Raw genomic sequence first — 21939 nt, forward strand, 5'->3', positions numbered from 1 at the left:
TTCTATCGGTCTCAAAAAGAGATTTTATAGGTTACTTATAGCGAATATATTATTATAATTATTTTTGTTTTATTTATAAAATACGCGTTATCTACTACTCCTCATATCTTTCTTCGTTATGATTGTCTTTAACTACCTCGTCTTGCTTCAGAACACGGCCATAAGCTCGACACTAGTAAGCAGTGGTTAGTAGATTATCCGTTTCGGGAAGGCACAAAAAAGGCCCCTCTGAGACAGAGGGGCCTTTTCGCCTGTTGATGCGAAGAGAATTTCTATTCCTTCATAAAGCGTAATACGTGGCGCCCTTCAGCACCTTGCACCAGTACGGTATAAGAACCCGTTGGCAATTGTTGTATCTGAAGCTGCGACTGTAGGCCACCGCTCACAGTACAGGTAGCAACCGTACGGCCGGCCATATCTACCACCGTTACCTGGTAAGGACCTAACGGCAGACCACTCAAATCGAGTTTGGTGCTCGTATTGGCAGGGTTTGGATACAGGGTGGGAGCAGTTGCTACCTCTCTGGCAAATGTCACGGTACGCACCGGCGAGAGCGACTCCGTCCCATCCTGATCTACTTGCCGCAGGCGGTAATAGAGTTGCTGCGCTACCCGGGCAGCGCCCACGTCCGTCAGGTGGTAGTCGTGGGCAGCGGAGGTGGAGCCGTTGCCTTTCACGGTGCCTACCGTCACAAACGTGAGACCATCTATGGAGCGCTCTACCACAAAGTGGTCGTTGTTTTTCTCCGAAGCCGTACGCCAGGTTAGTCCCGCATTCTGCTGCGCTGCTTTAGCTGCAAAGCTCACTAGCTCTACTGGCAGCGGCTGCCCGCCAATGGTGAAGGCCAATGCCTGCGTAGTGATACCACCATTGGCATCTGTTGTCGTGATGTTTGTGGTGTAGCTACCCGCCCGCAGCTTGGTGCGGTCCAGCACATAGAGGCGTCCTGTGGCAGGATCGAGCGCCATACCCAACGCGCTGAGCTGCTCGACACTGGTCTGGTCAGCTGCTACCGCTTGGCGCACCCCGTTGTCGATTATGCCCTGCGGCGTGGCAGCGTTGTATACGCCCCCGTTCACATCGAATACAGATGCAATAACATCGTCATTCTGGTAGAGCTCGTTACTACCCTTCATAGCGGCAAGTGTGTACACCGCGGCATTATCGCGCCCAACTACTATCTGATACAGTGCAGGAGCCGATACGGTACTCGCGTTATCCGTGGCTGTGTAGGTGAAAAACACGTTACCCACGTAGCCGGCAGCCGGATCAAACGTTAGCTTTTCTGCATCCATTGCAAAGATGAGTTGGTTGTTCGCCACTGGATTACCATTCAGATACAATACCCCTTGTGCTGCAGTCGGGCGCGATGTGATGGTATAGAACGCAATCTGTCCATCGGCATCGCGGCCGCTTAGTGCCGTAATGGCCAGGCGGCCGGCCGTATTGCCCTGCGGTGACTGTCGGCTGTTTACCACCGTGTTGGCAACCGGCGCTTGATTGGATAGCGCCGTTGTCTGCGTTGAGGTATTGTTGTTAAGGTTCACATCCGTTGTGGCCGACGTTACCGAACTGGTTACATCGAAGCTTGGCTCGGGCGCCGTGAAGGTGATGCTGTTGGTCACCTGTCCGGCTACCCCAGCCGCTTGCGAGGCAATGGTCGGGAAGGTCACCACATCGCCGTTTCGGGTAGCGCCAGCTGGCAGTACAACGTTGGTCACGTTGGCCGGTAGCGTAACGGTTTGCACCACATTTGCGGCGGCCGACGGACCGTTGTTTAGTGTTACGACACTATACGTAACCGTGGCGCCGGGCAGTGCGGTTGCAGGTCCGCTCACGGTCGTTGCCACATCCGCGCGGGCGCTGATGGTCACGCTGGTCGTGGCGAAGTTGTTGGCTGGCGCAGCATCCGGATTGTCGGTTGATACGCTAGCGCGAGCCACCAACGGACCAGCACCGGGTGCGTTCACCGTAATCGTGCGGCTGCGGGTAGTACCCGCGGGCTGCGTGCTCAGCCTTGCAAACGTCACCAGACCTGACTGCGGATCATACGCGCCGTCCTCTACCGTTACGTTAGTCAAACCAGCGGGCAATGCCACTTGCTGCACTACATTGGTAGCTTCCGTGGTAGTGCTGGCGTTGGTTGTAGTCACCGTGAAGACAATGGGCTGCCCCGCCGTCTGGCTGGTTACGTTGGCCGTAATGGTCGTTTGCGCATCTACCTGTGCAAGAGTAGCCGTTCCTACGGTGGTGCTGATCACCGCCGTGTTGTTGCCCAGGCTCGGGTCGTTGGTGCCTGCTACGGTTGCAGCGTTGGCCGATATGGTTAGTTGCGCTACGTCGGGCACCAGGAATGTAATGGTATTGGTGATGGTACCCGCTGCGCCAACGGCCTGTTCCGTTACAGCCGGGAAGGTCACAACACCGGTTGTATTATTGTAGGTGCCGCCGCCCGTGATGGTCACGTTGCCTGCGCCCAGGCCGGCGGGTAGCCGCACCGTTGTAGTTTGACCAGCAGCAATCGACGGCCCGATGTTGGTGGTCGTCACGGCATAGGTGGCGGGGTTGCCTACTACCGTAGTAGCGGGACCTGTTAGGAACACGGCTACGTCTGAATTGCGCTGGGTAGCGGTGGTCATGGAGGCCGTATTATTGGTTTGTACGGCATCTGGGGTAGCGGCGCTTACGTAGGCCGTACTCGTGAACGAGCCAGTAGCCGGAGCAGTAAACGTGATGCTACTCGTAACCGTGCTGCCAACCGCCTGACTGGCAATAGCCGGGAAGGTAATGATGCCCGTTGTGGCATCGTAAATACCGGCGCCGGCATTCACCCCCGCCAAACCAGCCGGAATCTGCACGAGCTGCACCACGTTGGATGCCACTGCCGCGCCATTGTTGGAGGTAGTCACGGTGTAGGTCACCGACTGTCCTGCCACGGTCGATTGTGGCCCTTGCAGCGTGGTAGCTACATCGGCCTGCGGCGTTACAACGGCTGCCGCCGAGGCGGCGTTGTTTGCCAGCATAGGGTCTGATATAGTTGAGCTAACGCTGGCCACAGCCAGCACGGTACCGGCCGCAGGGGCTGTTAGCATAATCATCTGCGAGGTAGCGGTGCCACTAGCGAGGCTGGCAGCGGGGAAGGATACAATACCCGTTGTGCGGTCGTAGGTGCCGCCACCTGTTACCTGCACGTTGTTCAGTCCAACCGGCAACGCTACTTGCTGTACCACATCGGTGGCCGTAGCGGGGCCCGCGTTACCCGTTGCCACGGTGAAAATCACTGCATCGCCTGGAGCCACATTAACCACAGGCAGCGTAATGTTCGTGTACACGTTGGCTTGCGCGCTGGTAGCTGGTGCTACAGTAGTAGCCGGAGCGGCCGCGCTGTTGTTGTTCGGAAATAAGTCGCCGGCAGTGGGTGTCACATTGGCCGTGGCCGTGAAGCCCGTTGCGGGTGCCGCGAAGCTGATGATATTGTTTACGCTCACACCATTGGCCAGCGTTGCCAACGTGGGGAAGGTGACAATACCGGAAGTACCGTCGTAGGTCCCGTTATTCGACACGAATACGTCCCTTAGCCCGGCAGGAAGCTGCACGAACTGCGTTACGCCGCTGGCGGGCGAGGGGCCAGCGTTGGTCGTCAGCACCGTGAAGGTAGTAAGGGTTCCTGCCACCGTAGAGGTAGGGCCCGAAATACTGGTAGCCAGGTCGAAGGCAGGCGTGATGTTGAGCATGATGGTGGCCACGTTATTCGCCGTCTGCCCAGCCTCGTAGGTGGTTGTGCCAATGGTGGCGGTAGCGGTTACCGGACCCGTAGCGGGCGCTGTAAAGGTAATGGCCGATGTAGCCGAAAAGCCGCTGGCCAACGCTTCGTTCCCGTTCGGGAAAGTATACGTCACAAGGCCCGTGGTTGGGTTGTACGTTCCCGCTACCCCGTTTGTGCCGGTTACATTCACTCCCATCAGGCCGGCCGGCAGCTGTAGTTGCGCCGTAGGCGAAGAGGCAGCGCTTGTACCCACGTTTGAAAGCGTCACGTTGAACGTACCTGTTTGCCCAGCCGTAACCGGGTTAGTGGGTGTAGCTACCGTAATGGCGACGTCGGCGGCCATGTTTAGCGTGGCTGTCAGGGTAGCCTGATTGGCGGCTGCATTCACGCCCTCGCTTGTGGTGGTGCTTACATTGCTTATCAGCATCAGGTCGCCGGTTTGCTTGGGTGTCGTAAAGCTAAACTGATAGGGATTGCTGGCCCGGCTGCTCAGCGTAATACCCGTCATGCTCACAAAGGTGATAACACGCGTTGTCGGATTATACATAGCACCGTCGGGTACCAGCACGCTCGTTACACCGGCAGGCAGCGTTACGGTTTGTACTACTCCATTGGCCGTAGCAGTGCCTACGTTGGTAAACGTTACTGTGTAGTTGCCCGAAGGCTGACCAGGATTCAGGCGGGTAGGCCCGTCCAGGGTAGTCGTTACGTCGGCCGCGCACGTGGTGCCCACTGTGCTGTTGGCAATGCTGCCATTGATTTGCGCGTTGCTTACGCCCACGCTGCCTGCTGCTGCCCCAAAGGCATTGCTGCTCGAGGTTAAGCCATTGGCCGCACCTGCTGCGCTTGAAGCGGCAGCTACCGCACCATTTGCCAGTACTACCCCGCCACCGCCGCCGCCGCCCGGGCCGTGGTAGCCCGTGGTGCCACTGCCCGTGTTGGTGCCACCGGTACCACCGTTTGCCGTCAGCGTCACGTTGGCCAAGCCGCTGGTATTCACGGCCGTTAGTAGGATAGAGCCGCCCGCGCCACCACCACCGCTGCCATCGTCGGCTACGGTGTTGTTGGCGGCGGCTCCGTTTGCAATCAATGAGCCTGTTCCTATTACAGAACCAGTGCGCACCATGATGATACCGCCACCGATGGCACCGCTGCTGGCCAAGCCGTTGGCAGGCGTGCCGCTGTTGTTATTGGTGCTACCGGCACCGCCGCCACCGCCCATAATCAGACGGCTGCTTCTAACTTCCGCAAAGGATGCGCCCGGCTCGCCACCGATAGCTAAGTTGCTGGCGAAATTATTGCCACCGCGGCCACCGCGGCCACCGTTGCCGCCGCCGCCGCCGCCACTGTTGTCAATGTTATCGTTGCCGCCGCCGCCCGCGTTGCCAGGGGCGCCACGGCCGTTGCTACCGCTAGGGTACCCATCGGCCCCGGTATTGACCAATGCCGTCCCGTTGAAGACGTATTGGGGAGTGCCCGCAATGCCTTCGCCTTTCTGCCCGTTGTTATTAGAAGCCGACGTAGTAACGTACGCCAGATCTCCTCTATTCGCGTTGGTCTGCGTGCGGCCTGCACCGCCACGGAAGCCAGCCGCCGTGGCATTGATGGTAAAGCCATTCAGGTTCAGCACCCCCGCCACATCCATGACCAGGATACCACCCGTAGAACCATTCCAGGCTGCCGCCGAGATGGTAGCGCCTAGCGTTAGGTTGCCGTACTGCGGAACGCGCACCACTTGGAAGCGCCGCTGCCCGGCCGTGGTGGTAGCCGCCGCATTCTGATAGCCATTCACCAGCGGGGTAGCCAATTGAATGGTACCGCCCGCCGCTGCCGTTACGGTGCTACTGGCCACCACGTATTCGTACGTGCCCGCCGTGAAGCTAGCCGTGCTGAGGTAGCCGCTTGCGCCGCCGCCAGTCACCCCATCGCCGTAGGCATCGGTGTTGGTAGAGTTGATGTCAGCCCCTTGCATCTGAATAACTAGGAGCAGGTCGCCGGCCTCAATGTTAGTTAGGGTAGTACCCGTAGCGGCGCCCACTGCAATAGAGGTAGCACCTGCATTCAGGGTTTGGGGGGCTGTGCTGGGGTAGTACGTGTCGGGGTTCACCGTTAGGCTGGCCACCGAGCCATCTTTGCCGGGCGTAGCACAGGGAGCCGGTGTACCGCTAGCGCCGGTAGCCGTTACGGGAATGGTGTAGGTGGCCGGCGTCGCGTCCGACGTACCGCTGTCGTCGGTCACGGTGTAGGCGAAGCTAGCGTTGCCGCTGAAAGTAGCCGCCGGCGCAAAAAAGAGCTGCGTTGCCTGCGTTGGCGTCAGCACCAACCCGGGGAAGTTGGTGGTGTTTAGTACGGTGTTGTTTACGTAGAGCGCGCCCTGCGCACTGGCAGGCAGCGCCGTAATCCTATACGACTGAATGGTACCATCAGCCGAGCCGGTCAGGTTTGCAATGCGGGTGGCCCCAATGCCTCCCGGCAGGCTCGTATTCGTGATGTCGTTGGCAATAGGCTCGACACGGCACCAGCTCATATCATTGATACCAATAGCCTGGGTGGTGAAGGTTGCCGTAGTAGTCACGTTGCGGTACGTGAGCGTGATAGACGTAACGGGCATCGGAAAGGTAACCGTGACCGAAGCGTCGTTGGAACTTGCGTTCCGACCCGCAGCGACTACGCCGGTGGCAACGTTATTGGCAACGTTTACATAAATAGAAGCAGGATTCACCTTGTCTACGGCCGGCACTACGTTAACGCCGTTGTTGTTGCCCATAAAGGTTACCTCATCCGTAAAACCAGACGTTCCAATACCTAGCAAACCACCATTGGCAATGGCATCTATGTCCTGCACATTTAGGCGAAGGTTGGCAACAGGCCGATCAAAGTTGTAGGTAACAGTAGAAGTATTATTTGCTCTGTTGCCGCTGGTGTAGTTAGCGTTCCAAACCAGTGTTTGCACATTGTTCAGTGTTCCTACCTGTAGCGTGCTGATGTTGTCGTTGGAAGTATAGGTAGTGCTTGCCCGCGTAACGGAGCTGGCAGTGGGCACTCCCTGCAACGCCCGGTTGCGCCAATCTTCTCCCGTAGCACGGGTGGCGTAGTTTAGTGCAACCGTATTGTTACAAGTTGCCGTAACTGCCAACTCCAGCACAGCAGAGTTATTAGCTACCGGGTCGCTTGAGGTGGTACCTGATACGGCTGCCACGTTATCATATTTTCCTATCGCAGCAGGTACTCTATAGGCATACGTAAACGATTGACTGGCTCCTGATGCAAGAGAAGGCACTGTACCAAAGTTGATGGTATTGCCTGATACGGTGCCGCCCCCGTTGCTGGTCACCACTGCGCCAGTGGGTAGCGTTACGGTGCGGGCTACGTTTGTAGCAGCCGCATCCGGACCGTTGTTGCCGAACTGCACGGTGTAGGTAGCGGTTCCACCGGACACAACTGAGGGAGAGCCGCTTGTATACAGTGCATAAATATCGCTCTGCGCACACCACGCAACAGAGTTGATGCCCAGCGTTTGCAAGCGACTATTCCCAGCCGTGTAAGGAGACGTGTTGCTGTAGCGAACAACCAACTTGGTAAGGCCATTGGGCATGCTAGCCGTTACGTTGGCAGCCGTATTGCCTGCCGGCGTGTTAACCGTACCACGAACCTGACCACCACTTACATATTCGTTGTTAGTCCCCGTAATAAAGTTGCTACTGGTTAGGGTAGTCGGCTCCGTGCTCCCGTTGATATATGCCTCAAACGTTAGGTCGTCGATAAAGTCGCTCCCCCCGTTGCTGATAGTACCCGCGTCAATGTTCTGCAAAACCATTGTCAGGCCATTCACCGGACGAGTGAAAGTCATGGTGACCGACGAGGTATTCGCCCCAGCGTTGTTGGTGTTGTCCTGCTGCCAGATCAGCGACTGCCCGCTGAGCTGGGCAGTTGTGCCTACTGAAAACAAATTTGTTTGCCCACTAGGTACGCTGCTAGCATAGCCACTGTATGTGAACGACGTACCTGCTGACGTTTCAGTGGCGGTACGTCGGTCGCCAGTACTGGCCGTTGCGTAGTTCAGGGTATTCGTTTGTGTGCAGGCCGAGGTTTGTGCCCAGGCCGGCGGGAGCCCCAGAGGAATCAGGGCTAGCAGTAGCCCCAACAAGCGTAAGGTTGTTTTCATATAATAAAGTTTTTTAGTGAGATGCGAGAACTGGGGAGGATCCGCTTGTATTAAATTGTATTAAGCAGCTGAATACTCAATCTGGGAAATCTGGACAAGGTCTTTGCAGCAACCTGCGCACCTTCTGTCCATCATATAATATGCTCGATTTAAGCCTGTAGCCACTTGTTCTTCTTAACCACCCATTATATACTACCCACAAAAAATAAAATCAAGCTTTCTATTTTTGAATCAAACTATTTCATTTTAGGAAATAGACAATAATAATTAATTGTCATTGTTTATTTCAAGCAATCATACGCACAGCATTCATTCTCATAATTGACTATTCAACAGCTATATGAGAATAAACTAGGCGCTTATTTGCACCGTAATTACCCAATATTGAGCCAATACATTGACGCAAAACAGGTGCATTAGGGGCATTTAATTAAAATCATTACCTAGTACTATTTACAATTATTAATAAATAGCATTAGGTAATATTTAAATCAATAATAATTAAACCATCACTCTTAAAAAGTTTAATTCACTTTTTTATATATTCACTTTGACAAGTTCAGATGGAATACGCTCATAAAGCAATTTTTTATAACTTTTTCAATAAAATATATATTAAAAAAGCCCAATACTACAGAGGTAGCATTGGGCTTTCGAGTATTTAGACGATCTACCTGAGTAAGCAGGCAGGGGGCAGTTATGTGGCTACACTAGGTCACGGCTGCACATGGCCACCAACTGGTGCAACTCGTGATTGAAATTGGTGGCCCGATTCAGGTCTTCCAAATCGAGGTGCAGACGGTATTTCCAAAAGTGCTGCGGGTTGGCGGGCACGTTGATCTGCTCGTCCTGCGGGTTCTCGCGGCGCAGGTCGGCGCTGAGAGCCAACAGATCCTGGAGCGGGAAAATGGCCCACATGGCAGGCGAGTGCAGGTGTTGCGCCACAATCTCGCGGGCCACCCACGGCTCGCAGTAATAAGGCGCCTGCTCGCCCCAGTGGCCCAGCGTGTTTTCGAAGAAGTGCTGGGTTTTCTGGCGGTCTTCCTCCCACCAACCGCGCAGGGTGCTCATATCGTGCGAGCCGGGGCTAACGACGGAGAGGTAGGGCGCCGCGTCGGGGTGGCCGAACTCCACCTTGGGGTCGGAGGGCATACGCTGGATGTTGAGGCCCAGGATGCCAAGCTGCTTCATCACGCCGGGCACCGAGGCAGGTACCATGCCCAGGTCTTCGCCGCAAATCAGCATGTTGGTGGCGTAGCGTACGGGCGGCAGCTTAATGAGGCCCTGCTCGCGCCAGAACTCCTCGTTGCGGCCGTAGAAGAAATTGATGTAGATGTCGTCGTAGAGTCGACGGCGGGCTTCGTCGCCGTCCAGCTCGCGGAAGGAGTAGGTTTTGTTGAGCGTGATGCGCGGGTGGTAATAGTCGTTGCCAGCGGGTAGGAACAGCACCTCGTTCACCAACTGATACAGGCCTGTACGCAGCCACTTGTAGTGGTCAGCGCTATGCGGCTCGCGGGCAATCTTCTCGTCTATATATGCCTCAATCTGCCGCTGCGAGGCCACGTGCGGCTTCAGTTGGATGGCACCGTAACCAGCATCGTCCATGTACTCGTCGTACACGGCCTGGGCCTGGTCGTGGAAGATGTCTTGCAGCATGTGCCACCGGATGTAGGGCATGCACAGACGGCCATAGTCAAACCAACCCAAGCGGCGCTCAATCTCATCGCGGTGCAGGGGTAGGGCCGGCGCAAAGTGGCCCAGTAGACCCTCCACCGAGTTGCCGGGCATCTCCCAGATGCGGAAGAAGCCTAGGATGTGGTCGATGCGCAGGGCGTCGAAGTAGCGGGCTAAGTGGCCCATGCGCTGCTTCCACCACGCGTAATCGTCCTCGGCCATGCGCTCCCAGTTGTAGGTAGGAAAGCGCCAGTTCTGGCCGGTGGTAGAGAAGTCGTCTGGTGGGGCGCCGGCTTGGCGGTCCATATGGTACAGCTCAGGCTGGGTCCACGCATCTACCGAGTGGCGGTAGATGCCAATGGGCAGGTCACCCTTCAGTACCACGCCCCGCTCGCGGCCGTAGTTCACGGCCTCAAGCAGCTGCTTATCGAGGTGAAACTGCGTGAAGAAGTGCACACCAAACTCGTCGAAGTCGGGTTGCGTCTGGGCCGTGAGAGCTTCCAGGTCGTGCGGAGCGCGGAACTCCTGGGGCCACTGCTGAAAATCGGCCGTCCCGAACCGGTCGCGTAGGGCTGAGAAGGCCGCGTACGGCACCAGCCAGCTGCGCTGCTCCTGCAAAAACGCTTTGAACGCCGGATCGGATAAGAACTGCTTTTTCTCTTGCTGGTAGAGCTTGCGAATAAACGCCCATTTGGCGTTCATCACCGGCTCGTAGTCCACAAAATCCTTGGCGTTCAGCTCCTCACGCAGGCGGTCCAGCTCGGCGCGGTCGGCGGGGTCTTGCAGCTCGGCCACCGCATCCAGGTTCAGGTACTGCGGGTGCAGGGCAAACACCGAAATAGCGGCGTAGGGGTAACTGTCTACCCAGGTATGGGTAGCGGTGGTATCGTTGATGGGCAATACCTGCACCAACTGCAAGTTGGTGCGCACAGCCCAGTCCATAAGCAGCTTCAGATCGGGGAACTCCCCTACCCCCAGGCCTTGCTGACTGCGCAGGGCAAACACGGGGAGGGCCACGCCGGCCCCGCGCCAGTGACCGGTGGTGTAGCGGAAGTTTTCGTCGGCGCGCACGCGCAGGGTGTACTCCTGCTCGGAAGGCGGCAGCACCCGGTCTTCGCCGGTTTCCAGCTGCACCATGGTTTGGGTGGCCGGGTCCCAGATACCATACTTATATAAAGCAATGCGGTCGGGTTGGGCCAGGGTTATGTCGGCGTGCCAGGTAGGGTAGTCGGCATCCGATAGCACTAGGGCCTGCTTGGCATCCCAAGCGCCCAGGGCGGCATCGGAGCCCAGCACGCACACCTGGCAACCCGAGGGCACACGCGGCGCGGCCAACTGGAAGCGCACCGCGGTGTTGCCAGTCACGCCCTCCGTGGCAGCCTCAGCTGGCGCGGAGGTAGGGCGGCGCATCAAGGCCTCGGTGAAAGCGGCCGTAAACAGCTCATTTTCGGGTTCGGCGGGTGCCCGCCAGAAATCGTGCAGCAGGACGCGCTGGTATTGTCCCTGCTGGTAGTCGATAGTACGATTAGGCCCCCATTCCCACTCCTGGGTACCGTCCTGCTGGTTCAGCAACATATACTTATAGGAGACGGTGCCGCTGGCGGTATCCGGCAGGGTAATTTCCTGGCTCCAGGTGCCCACGGCGGGGTCGAAGTGCAGGTTTAGAGCCTGATCAAGGTTCCAGTTGCCCAGGCTAGGCTCAGAACCGCATACCACCAGGCGTTGCCCCCAGGCAGTGAAGTAGGGAATAGAAAAACGGAGAATCATACGCAGCGCGTGAGTAGGAAAAGAATGCGAAGGGTCTGGTAGGGTTTACGACCAAACCGGGTGCGAAGCTACAACTGTTAGCTATTAGCTGATGGCTGTTAACGTCGGCTTTTATGTGGAAGAAGCTAACAGCCATCGGTCAATAGCTAATAGCCTCCGAAGCCAACCTAAGCGGGTAGTTTTGCGTTGGTTATCTCGATTCAATCTCTTTTTGCCTATTTCCCTTGCCTACTTTCGCCCGTCGCATCCTTTACGGTATTCTTGGTTTGCTGGCCTTTGTGCTGCTTCTTATTATGGGAGTGGTCGTTGCGCTGCAATTCCCGGGAGTGCAGGATTTTGCTGCCAACAAAGCAGCTTCCTACTTGCAAGATAAGATTGGCACGGAGGTGCGCATCGGTAAGTTTCGCACGGATTTCAAGCACGCCATCAGTCTAGACGGGGTGTATCTGGAAGACCAAAAAGGTGATACACTGGTGTCGGTGGGCCATTTAGGCGTCGATCTGGATTTGTGGGCTCTCACTAAGTCGGAAATCAACCTTAGCTCCCTGGAGCTGAACGACGGCACCGTGCACATCACGCGCACCGAGCCCGACAGCGCCTACAATTTCGACTACATCACGGCCGCTTTCGCTACTGCCGATACGGCTACCACCACCCCCGCCGACACCACGGGCGGCTTCAAATACAACATCGGCGATGTGCGCCTGACCAATATTTTCCTGACCTACCAGGACCAGGTAGATGGCATGAACGTGCGCAGCCGGGTAGGCGAGCTGGCCGTGAATATGGAGGAGGTAGACGTAGATAAGTCCATTTACCGGGTTAGTGATGCCAAACTGGCCCGCGCCGGCTTCAATATTCGGCAAACTAAAATAACGCCGGACACACCTTCTGAGCCACTCACGCTCACGTTCGACCTAAACAAAGTGAACTTGGATACCGTGAGCCTGGTGTACCAGGATGACCCCTCGGGGCAGTACATCAATACGAAAATTGGGCAGGCAGAAGTAACCGCTGATAACATCGACCTGATTAACAGCAAGGTAGCCTTGAACTCGCTGGTGCTCAAGAACAGCACCTTCGCCTACGCCCAGAACAAAGACATACCGACGGAGCAGCGCACCATCAACCCCGCCGAGGTAGTGCGCGGATTGGATAGCGCCGTAACCAAAACCACCGGCGACTCGACCAGCTGGGCCGTGACGCTGAAGAAGTCTGACATCAGCGGGCTGGATGTGAAGTTCGACAACTTCAACGAGCCCAAGCAGAAGACCCGCGTGCCGGCCATGGACTACAACCACCTGGATTTTACGGACCTGGCCCTGCAAACCAACAACCTAGTATACACTGAAAACAGCACTACCGGCCGCATCAACGAGTTGAAGGGCAAGGAGCAAAGCGGCTTCCAGATCAACCACGCCGAGGCCGATGTGATATTCGATTCGGTGCAAACGCGCTTGGATAATCTCGACCTTGTAACGCCCAATACCCGCATCCGGCGCACGCTGGCTATGGGCTACGAAAGCCTGGGCGGCATTGCTGACGATATTGCCAACCTCAAGATTGAGGGCGACCTGCGCGAAACCCGCATCGGCTTCCGCGACATTCTCTACCTCTACCCCGACATTGCCAGCACCCCACCCTTCACCACTGGCCCCGATCAATCAGTGCTGATTAGTGGGCAGGTGGACGGCCGTGTGGGCGACATGCGCATTCGCAACCTGAACTTTGTGGGCTTCCGCAATACGCAGGTGGTGGGCAGTGGCCGCATCCAGGGCCTGCCCGAAACGGACCGCCGCCTGTATGCCGATTTCGACGTGCAGAAGTTTACGACCACCGACGCCGACATTCGGAGCTTGGTACCCAAGGGTACTATTCCGGCTGGCTATTCCCTACCCCCCAACATTGCCGCATCGGGCACCTTCAAGGGTAGGCCCACGGCCATGGTATTTGACACCAATCTGAAGGTGCAAACCACCTACGGAAATGCCAATGCCGTGGTGAACATGGAAGCCGGTCCGGCTGGTAGGGAACCCATTACGGCCCGCTTTGCCGTGCAGAATTTCAATGTGGGTAAGGTACTACGCGACCCCACCATTGGCAGCGTAACGGCCACCGGCCGCTTCAACGGCCGTGGCCTCGACCCTAATACCATGGTAGGCCGCCTGGTGGCCGACGTGCAACGTGCGGGCTACCAGGGCTACGTATATCACGACATCAACGCGGTGGTAGACATCGACCGCAACAAGTACGACATCACGGCCCGTAGCGAGAAAGACGCCAACTTGGCCTTCACGCTCGACGGGGTAGTAAATCTGCGCGACGCCGACAACCCGGCGTACAGCTTCAATACCAACATCAAAGGCGCCAACCTCACCAAGCTGGGCTTCTATACCGGCGGTGATTTGCGGGTGCAGGGCAACTTGAACTTCGACCTGAGCGGAGCCAGCGCCAACACCATCAACGGCACGTTCTCGGGTACCGACGTAGCCATTGTGCTCGACAATCAACCCATCGTGTTCGACCGGTTGCAGGGCAAGATTGTGCAGCAGCCGGGCAACACGTCCTTGAACCTGGACTCGAATGTGTTGGCCGTGAACTTGCAAGGCAACACCCCGCTCGGCGACCTGGCCACAGTGCTGCAAGAGCACATCGACCGCTATTTCGATTTGCCGGGTGTGCGCTACCAGCCGGGTGGCCCTGTGCGGCAGTTCACCTTCGATGCCAGCTTGCTGGATACGCGCATTGCTACCAGCATGGTGGATGGCCTCACTACCCTGTCGCCCTTCAAGCTGACGGGTAGCTTTGACAGCCGCGATGCCGACCTGACTATGAACGCCCGCGTGCCGGTGATTGTGTACACCGGCTACCGCATGGATTCGCTGCGCCTGAATGTATCGTCGGACCCGCAGAAACTAGACTATGCCGTGCGTCTCAACCAGGTAACCCAAGACACTAGCCTGCGCCTCCCCCACCCCAGCCTCACGGGTAGCATCGCCAATAACAAGGTAGGCACGCACCTGCGCATTGCCGAAAAGGACAGCACCACTAAGCTGGACTTAGCTGGCGCGTTGCAAGTGCTCGAACAGGGTGATGCCTACTCGTTCAGCTTCGACCCCAAGCTGGTGCTCAACGATCAGCAGTGGACCGTGGCGCCCAACAACTCCATTGCTTACAACGTGAACAGCGGCGCCATTCGGGCCGAGAATGTGAACCTGAGCCAAGGCAACCAGCTAATTGCTTTGCAAACCCTACCCGGCGCCGACTATCCGCTGCAAGCCCGCCTTCAAAACCTCGACCTGAACATGCTGGCTACGGCCGGCGGCCTGCAGGACTCGCTGGTAGGCGGCACGCTGAACGGCGAAGCTGTGGTGCGGGCCATTGGGCAGCCGCGCATGGCCTTCACAGCCGACGCGAACCTCAACCAATTTGCTTATAATAAGTCGGTGATTGGGGATGTATCGCTGAAAGCCACTAACCCTACCACCGACCGCTACGAGGTGGATGCCCGCCTGACCGGTGGCCCCAACAACAACGACGTGCGCGCCACCGGCGCCTACCTCGCCAGCGGCGCTTTGGATATGAACGTGAACGTAACGCGCCTGAACCTAGCCACCGCCGAGCCCTTCGCGGCCGGCGAGATTAAGGACATGAGCGGCTACCTCACGGGCCAGATGAGCATTGCAGGCACTACCACGGCGCCCGAGATTAGGGGGAGCCTGAACACCAACGACGCGGGTTTCCGCATCACGCAGCTCGGCTCGCCCTTCACCCTACCCAACGAGAGCCTGGTGTTCGACGACCGGGGCATTCGTTTTGACAACTTCACGATTCTAGACTCGCTGCGCAACAAAGCGGTGGTGAATGGCTACGTGCTGACGCAGAATTACATCGACGACTACCGCTTCCAGCTTCGGGCCACTACCAATGATTTCATTGCCGTGCAGAGCACAGCCAAGGACAACGAGCTGTACTACGGCAAGCTGGTAGTAGACTCGGATACCCGAATCACTGGCGACCTGAACCTACCTAGAGTACGTACCACGGCTACCGTGGTAGACCCCTCGGCCCTGACGGTGGTAGTGCCCAACGACGAAGCCGGTAAGGTAGAGAGCGAAGGCATTGTGCAGTTCATCGACAAGAGCGCGCCGCTGGATACCATGCTGGCCCGGCAAGTACAAGTTGATTCGGCGCAGACGGCAGCAGGCTTCGATATTGCCGCTACCATCACCATCAACGACGATACGCCCTTCACCATCATCATCGACCCCATCACCGGTGACAACCTGCGCGTGCAGGCATCGGGCACGCTGAACACTGCCATTGACCCGGCCGGTACTATCACGCTCAGCGGGGCGCTGGCCGTGAAAGAAGGTCAGTACCATATGTCGCTGTATGACTTGGTAGAGCGCGACTTCGAAATTGCGGAGGGTAGCACCATTGTATGGGCCGGCGACCCGTACAACGCCCAACTGAACGTGTCGGCCATATATAACATCAAGGCCGCGCCTTCGGAGCTGCTGTCGTCGCAGGGCACCAACTCTGACACAGACAAGAACTTGGCCCGCAACACCATCCCGTTCCGCGTGTTTCTGAATGTGAAAGGCGAGATGCTGAAGCCGCTGATTGATTTCGACATTAAGCTGCCGGAAAACAACAGCTCTCCGCTACGTCCGCAGATTGAAAACCGCTTGGCGCAGTTGCGGCAGCCCAGCGAAACCAGCGAGCTAAACAAGCAGGTGTTCTCCCTGCTAGTACTGGGCCGCTTCATGACCGACGACCCCTTCCAGTCGACAGGTGGGGGTAGCATTGTGGGCGACCAGCTGCGCGGCTCGGCTAGCCAGGTGCTCACCCAGCAACTCAACAACCTCACAGGTAGCTACCTCTCCAACTTGGGCGTAGAGCTGGGGGTAGACTCGCAGAATCAGTTCGATAAGGCTGGCAACCAGAGCACCCGCACCGACCTGAACGTGGCCGTGCGCCGCCAGCTGCTCAATAACCGCCTCACGGTGCGCCTGGGTACCGATGTGCCCCTAGCTGGCGGTAACCCTGCCTCGCAGGGCAACCAGAGCGTCAGCAACTTTGGGGGCGACGTGAGCATTGAGTACAACATCCTGGCCAACGGCCGCCTGCGCCTACGCGCCTACCGCAACAACGCCTACGGCGACATTGATGGGCAGTACGTGCGTAACGGGGCCTCCCTGATTTTCCAGCGCGACTACCAAAACCTGGCCGACCTGTTTAAGGGCATCGATAAGGATGTGAAGCAGGAAAGCAAGCAGCGCCGCCGCCAGGACAAGGAAGAAAAGAAAGCTGCCCAGGACTCTACTGCCACCCGTACTGCCGCAGCACCCGCCCGGCGCGACTCCACCCGCACCACAGCGCGCCGGGACTCTACTCGCGCCCGCACCGTGGCTCGGCGCGACTCTACCCAGCGGTAGCGCGCCGGGTTCTGGCGCTATCTTCGCGCCCTCCCTGCTCATTGTTTCGCCTTTTATTTCTGCCTTTTGATTCGTTTTTCTTCCCCGATGATGTCCCGCTTCTCGTTTCCGCTCTCGGTGCTGGTGGCCTCGCTGTGGCTGGCGGTGGCCGGGTGCAGCGGCACCAAGTTCATCCCCGAAGGCTCCAAGCTCTACACGGGTAGCACCGTAAAGCTGAAGTCGGATGCAGCTATTCCCAACGAAAGTGAGCTGACTACCCAGCTGGAAGGCGTGATTGCGCCTAAGCCCAACAGCTCCATTCTGGGCCTGCGGCCTAAGCTGTACTTTTGGCACATGGGGGTAGGTAAGGAAAAAGGTCTGGGCCACTGGCTGGCCGATAAGTACGGCGAAAAGCCGGTGCTGCTGGCCGAAGTGGACACCCAGCGCGTGCAGGATTTGATGCGGAACCGCCTCAACAACAACGGGTACTTCAAGCCTACCGTCACCAGCAAAATCATCACGAAGGACCAGACGGCTTCCGTTGATTACACGGCCAATGTGGGCAAGCCCTATCGCATCAAGGAGATTCACTTTCCCGACCGCGACACGCTGCTGGACGCCGCCATTCGGGCTACCCAGCCGGGCACGTTGCTGAAGGTAGGCGACCCGTATAACCTGCAAACGTTCATCAACGAGCGCACCCGCATCGACGCGGCCCTCAAGAACCAGGGCTATTATTACTTCACGCCCGAGTACATTCTTTTTCAGGTGGATAGCACCCTTGATAACGAGGCCAACGTGTACGTGAAGGTGAAGGGCACGATTCCGCCCAAGGCAGCGCGCCCCTACGTGCTCAACCGCGTAACGCTGAACACGGACTTCAAGCTCTCCGACACTACCACCAACGTGCAGCCCATGATGTACCAGGGCTACCGTTATTTCCCCGACGAGTCGATGTTCCGGGCCAAGGCCATTACCAACGCCGTATTCCTGTACCCCGACAGCGTGTATCGTCGTCGCCGCTCCGACCAGACCCTGGCCCGCCTCATGAGCCTGGGCACGTTTAAGTACGTGGATATTCAGTACCGCCCGGCCCGCAATGCCCCCGACTCGGCCGAGTACGGCAAGCTGAATTCTTTGGTGCGCATGACGCAGGTGCCCAAGAAGTCGTTGCGGGCAGAGCTGCAAATGAACGTGTCGAACATCTTTACGGGGCCGGCCTTGGTGGTGGAATACCGTAACCGATCGGCCCTACGCGGCGCCGAGCAGCTGATTGTCAATGCCACGGCGTCGGTAGAGCAGGGCAAGGGCACGTTGTCGGGCATCACGTCCACGCAGTACGGTATTGATGCCAAGCTGCTGGTACCGCGCCTGATTACGCCGCCGTTCGACATCCGATTGGCTAACTCCGACTTCCAGCCGCGCACGTTCTTCAACGCAGGGTATAAGCTGGTGTCGCGCACCGAGTATTTCCGGCAGGACGTGTTCAACCTGGGCTACGGCTACTCCTGGAAGACCAAAGCCACCAACGAGCAGCAGTTTCAACCCATTGACTTGCAATACAACCGCCTGAGCGGCGTGACGGGTAGGTTCCAGGATATTCTGGACCAGCGGCCGTTTCTAGCGCGCAGCTTTCGGCAACAGTTTATCCTGGGTAGCAGCTATACCTACACCTATAACCAGCAGGTGCTGGACAACAAGCGCAACCAGATTTATTTTAGCGGGGGCATCAATTTATCAGGTAATCTAGCCTACCTGATTCAGAGCCTCGCAGGCGCCAGCAAAACGCCCATAGGCGACACTAATCCGCGCGACGCCTATACGCTGTTTGGTCAGGCCTATTCGCAATACACCCAGGTAAACCTGGAGCTACGCGACTATTTCCGTACGTCACTCGACCCTACCAGCGGCAACAAGTTTGCGACTCGCTTGCTGATTGGGGTAGGGATGCCCTACAAGAACTCCGACGTGCTGCCTTACCTCAAGCAGTACGGCATCGGTGGCCCCAACAGTATCCGGGCTTTCAACGCCCGCGGCCTCGGCCCCGGCACTTACCGCACTACGGCGGCCGAGCAAGGCGGCTTCTACGACCAGGTAGGCGACATCAAGCTGGAAGCCAACGTGGAATACCGCCAGGACCTGTTTCCCTACGTGAAGGGCGCCCTGTTTGTAGATGCCGGCAACGTGTGGCTGGTAAACGCCGACCCCAGCCGCGTCACCTACGACGACAATGGCAACCCCGACGGCCTGAATGGACAGTTCAAATTCAACACGTTTATGAAACAGATAGCCGTGGGCGCTGGCGCCGGTATCCGCATCGACGTGCAATTCTTCGTGATTCGTCTGGACGCGGCGTATCCGCTCATCTATCCGTATTCTTTCGCAGCTCCGGTAGGCAGTCCGGAAGGCTTGTATGAAGATAAACCTACTGGCTTCAAGCCAGTGAAACTGAATATTGCTATCGGCTATCCGTTCTAGCGTTTCCTACCCTGTCAAACATAAAGAGGCCCGACCGTGAAAACGGTCGGGCCTCTTTGTGGTTAGCAAATTACAGTTACGCCTCTACCGCTTCCGGCTTAGCTTTCTGCGTCTTCTTAGCCACTTCCGAAGGCACCACTGTCACGACTACATATTTCGAGGTAGGCGTATTGCTGACCTTGGCTACGCTGGCAACGGGTACTAGCGGGTTGGCCTCGGGGAAGTACGCCGACACGTTGCCGCGCGGAATGTCGTACGGGATGGCCAGGAACTTCTCCACGGTACGCATATTACCCTCGTAGTGGCTTGTGATGTCGATGAGTTGCTTGGACTCCAGGCCGCGGTCGGCCATGTCCTGCTTGTTCATGAACAGTACGCGCCGCTCGCCGTACACGCCGCGGTACCGGTCGTTGTAGTCGTAAATGGTGGTGTTGAACTGGTCGTGCGAACGGATGGTCATCAGCACCAGTTGGTCGGGCTCCAGGGTGTACTTCTCCAACTCGGTTTTGGTGAAGTTGGCCTTGCCGTTTTCCGTCGTAAACTTCCGGTCGCGGGGGCCATTGGGCAGGTAGAACCCGCCAGGACGACGCAGCTTCTCGTTGAAGTTATCGAAGCCCGGAATCACACGGCTGATGTGGTCGCGGATGACGTCGTAGTTTTCCGTCATGGCTACCCAATCGGCAATGTTGGTTCGCTCGCCCAGGGTAGCAATAGCAATGCCGCTCAGGATGGCAACTTCGCTCATCATCTGCCCGGCCAGCGGCACCAAAATGCCTTTGTTCTGGCTCACCACACCCATCGAGTTTTCGCAGGAGGTCATCTGGTGTCCCGATTTCTGCATGTCGATATCGACGTGCGTAAAGCAGGGTAGCAGCAGGCTAGTTTCGCCGGTAGTCAGGTGGCCGCGGTTGAGCTTGGTGCCCACAAATACGGTCAACTTCTGCTTACGCATGCCTTCGGCAATAACTTCTGTATCGGGGCCAGCCGCCAGCAGGTTGCCGCCCAGGCTAACGAATACCTTCGTCTTGCCCTTGTACATGGCCTTGATGCTTTCTACCGTATCGTAGCCGTGCTTGTAAGGAGGCGTGAAGTTGAACTCTTCTGCCAGCGAGTCCTGGAACTGCTTGGTAGGCTGTTCCCACACACCCATGGTCCGGTCGCCCTGCACGTTGGAGTGGCCGCGCACTGGGCAGGTGCCCGCGCCGGGCTTGCCTACGGCGCCTTTCATCAGCAGCAGGTTTACTAGCTCCTGAATGGTTTGCACACCCTGACGCTGTTGCGTGAGGCCCATGGCCCAGCAGGCAATGATTTTCTTTTTGTGCGCCAGCAGATTGGCAGCTTCCAAGAGTTGCTCGCGGGTGCAGCCGCTCAGCTCCTCAATATCCTCCCAGCTGGTATTCTGGATGTTCTCTACCACAGCATCGTAGCCGGTGCAATACTCGGCAATAAAGTCGTGGTCAACTACCTTACCGGGGTTCAACTCCTCAGCGGCCAGCAGGTGCTTCATAATGCCGCGCAGCAGGGCCATATCACCATCCACGCGCACTTGCAGAAACACGTCGGTGATGGTCGTACCGTTGCCGAGTAGTGTGCCCAGCACCAGCAGCGGATTCATGAAATCCTGCGGGTTTTTGAAGTGGTTGAGGCCGGCTTCGATCAGCGGATTCACGCTGATAATTTTGGCTCCATTGCGCTTGGCTTCTTGCAGAGCAGAGAGCATACGCGGGTGGTTGGTGCCGGGATTCTGACCGATAATCATGATGACTTCCGCCTCATGAATATCATTCAGCGTGACCGAGCCTTTGCCTAGCCCAAGCGTAGTAGACAACGCCGCGCCGCTGCTTTCGTGGCACATGTTGGAGCAGTCGGGCAGGTTGTTGGTGCCGAACTGCTTAGCGAAAAGCTGGAACAGGAAAGCCGGCTCGTTGGGCACTTTGCCGGAAGTGTAGAACACCGCCTCGTTGGGCGAGTCCAGCGCGTTCAACTCGTTGGCCACGATCTGGAACGCCTCGGGCCACTCAATAGGCTCGTAGTGCGTACCGCCGGGGCGCTTCACCATTGGGTGCGTCAGGCGACCCGCGTTGTTTTGGTCGCGGTCGGTCATGCGCGACAACTCGGCTAGGCTATGCTTAGCAAAGAACTCAGGGCCAGCGGCTTTGTCGTCGGCGTCAGAAGCCGTGGCCTTGGCGCCGTTTTCGCAGAACTCCGCCACCGAGCGGTGATGGTCCGGGTCGGGCCAGGCGCAGCTGGAGCAGTCGAAACCGTCCTTCTGGTTGAGACCAAGTAGAGCTTTGGTGCCACGGCCTACGCCGCCTTCACTCCAGCTAAACTCCATCGATTTGATAACGGCCGTTACGCCCGCCGCTACCTTAGCTTGCTCTTCCAGCTTCAGGCCCGTTAGAGCTTCTGGCGGCTGCGCCAGAATGGGGTTCTTGTATTTGGCACCGGCCACATCGGGGGCCGGAATATTTTCCTGGTCCCGCTCGCCCTGTGGGTCGGGACGGTAGTTGTCAGTCACGGGCGCTTCGCCCTGATCTGGGCGCTCGCCACTTTTCGGGGCGTTTTCAGCCTTTTGCTCCTGGCTCTTGCCAGCCTTAGCCGGGTTGGTTTTCGGTGATTCTTCCATTTCAGTCTCGGGTGGTTTAGATTCAGTTACACAGGAAAGCCAC

Annotated in this window: 5 protein-coding genes; 2 read left to right on the top strand and 3 right to left on the bottom strand. The window is 57.5% G+C overall.

Features of this window, described 5'->3' with window-relative positions; genetic code table 11:
- Positions 1 to 272: 272 nt before the first annotated feature.
- A complete protein-coding gene (locus J4D97_RS11115; protein WP_208307643.1) occupies positions 273 to 7931 on the bottom strand; it encodes a T9SS type A sorting domain-containing protein in 7659 nt (2552 codons plus the stop codon).
- A 705-nt stretch (positions 7932 to 8636) separates the two neighbouring features.
- Entirely contained in the window at positions 8637 to 11372 is a 2736-nt protein-coding gene (locus J4D97_RS11120) for a 4-alpha-glucanotransferase (protein WP_208307644.1), read from the bottom strand.
- A 224-nt stretch (positions 11373 to 11596) separates the two neighbouring features.
- Between J4D97_RS11120 and J4D97_RS11125 the strand changes: the two genes are divergently transcribed.
- Positions 11597 to 16813, top strand: coding sequence for a translocation/assembly module TamB domain-containing protein (locus J4D97_RS11125; protein ID WP_208307645.1), 5217 nt, complete (start codon positions 11597 to 11599; stop codon positions 16811 to 16813).
- Between the two features lie 87 nt (positions 16814 to 16900).
- Entirely contained in the window at positions 16901 to 19270 is a 2370-nt protein-coding gene (locus J4D97_RS11130) for a BamA/TamA family outer membrane protein (RefSeq protein WP_208307646.1), read from the top strand.
- A 76-nt stretch (positions 19271 to 19346) separates the two neighbouring features.
- Here the strand turns inward: J4D97_RS11130 and J4D97_RS11135 are convergent, their stop codons facing one another.
- Entirely contained in the window at positions 19347 to 21896 is a 2550-nt protein-coding gene (locus J4D97_RS11135) for an FdhF/YdeP family oxidoreductase (protein WP_208307647.1), read from the bottom strand.
- Between the last annotated feature and the right edge of the window lie 43 nt (positions 21897 to 21939).

Origin of the sequence: Hymenobacter defluvii, from assembly GCF_017589435.1 — a bacterium.
GTDB classification, from domain to species: Bacteria; Bacteroidota; Bacteroidia; order Cytophagales; family Hymenobacteraceae; genus Hymenobacter; species Hymenobacter profundi.

Excerpts from the sequence above, each read along its gene's own strand:
- J4D97_RS11115 (WP_208307643.1), bottom strand. The coding sequence starts at position 7,931 with ATGAAAACAACCTTACGCTTGTTGGGGCTACTGCTAGCCCTGATTCCT.
- J4D97_RS11120 (WP_208307644.1), bottom strand. The coding sequence starts at position 11,372 with ATGATTCTCCGTTTTTCTATTCCCTACTTCACTGCCTGGGGGCAACGC.
- J4D97_RS11130 (WP_208307646.1), top strand. The coding sequence starts at position 16,901 with ATGATGTCCCGCTTCTCGTTTCCGCTCTCGGTGCTGGTGGCCTCGCTG.
- J4D97_RS11135 (WP_208307647.1), bottom strand. The coding sequence starts at position 21,896 with ATGGAAGAATCACCGAAAACCAACCCGGCTAAGGCTGGCAAGAGCCAG.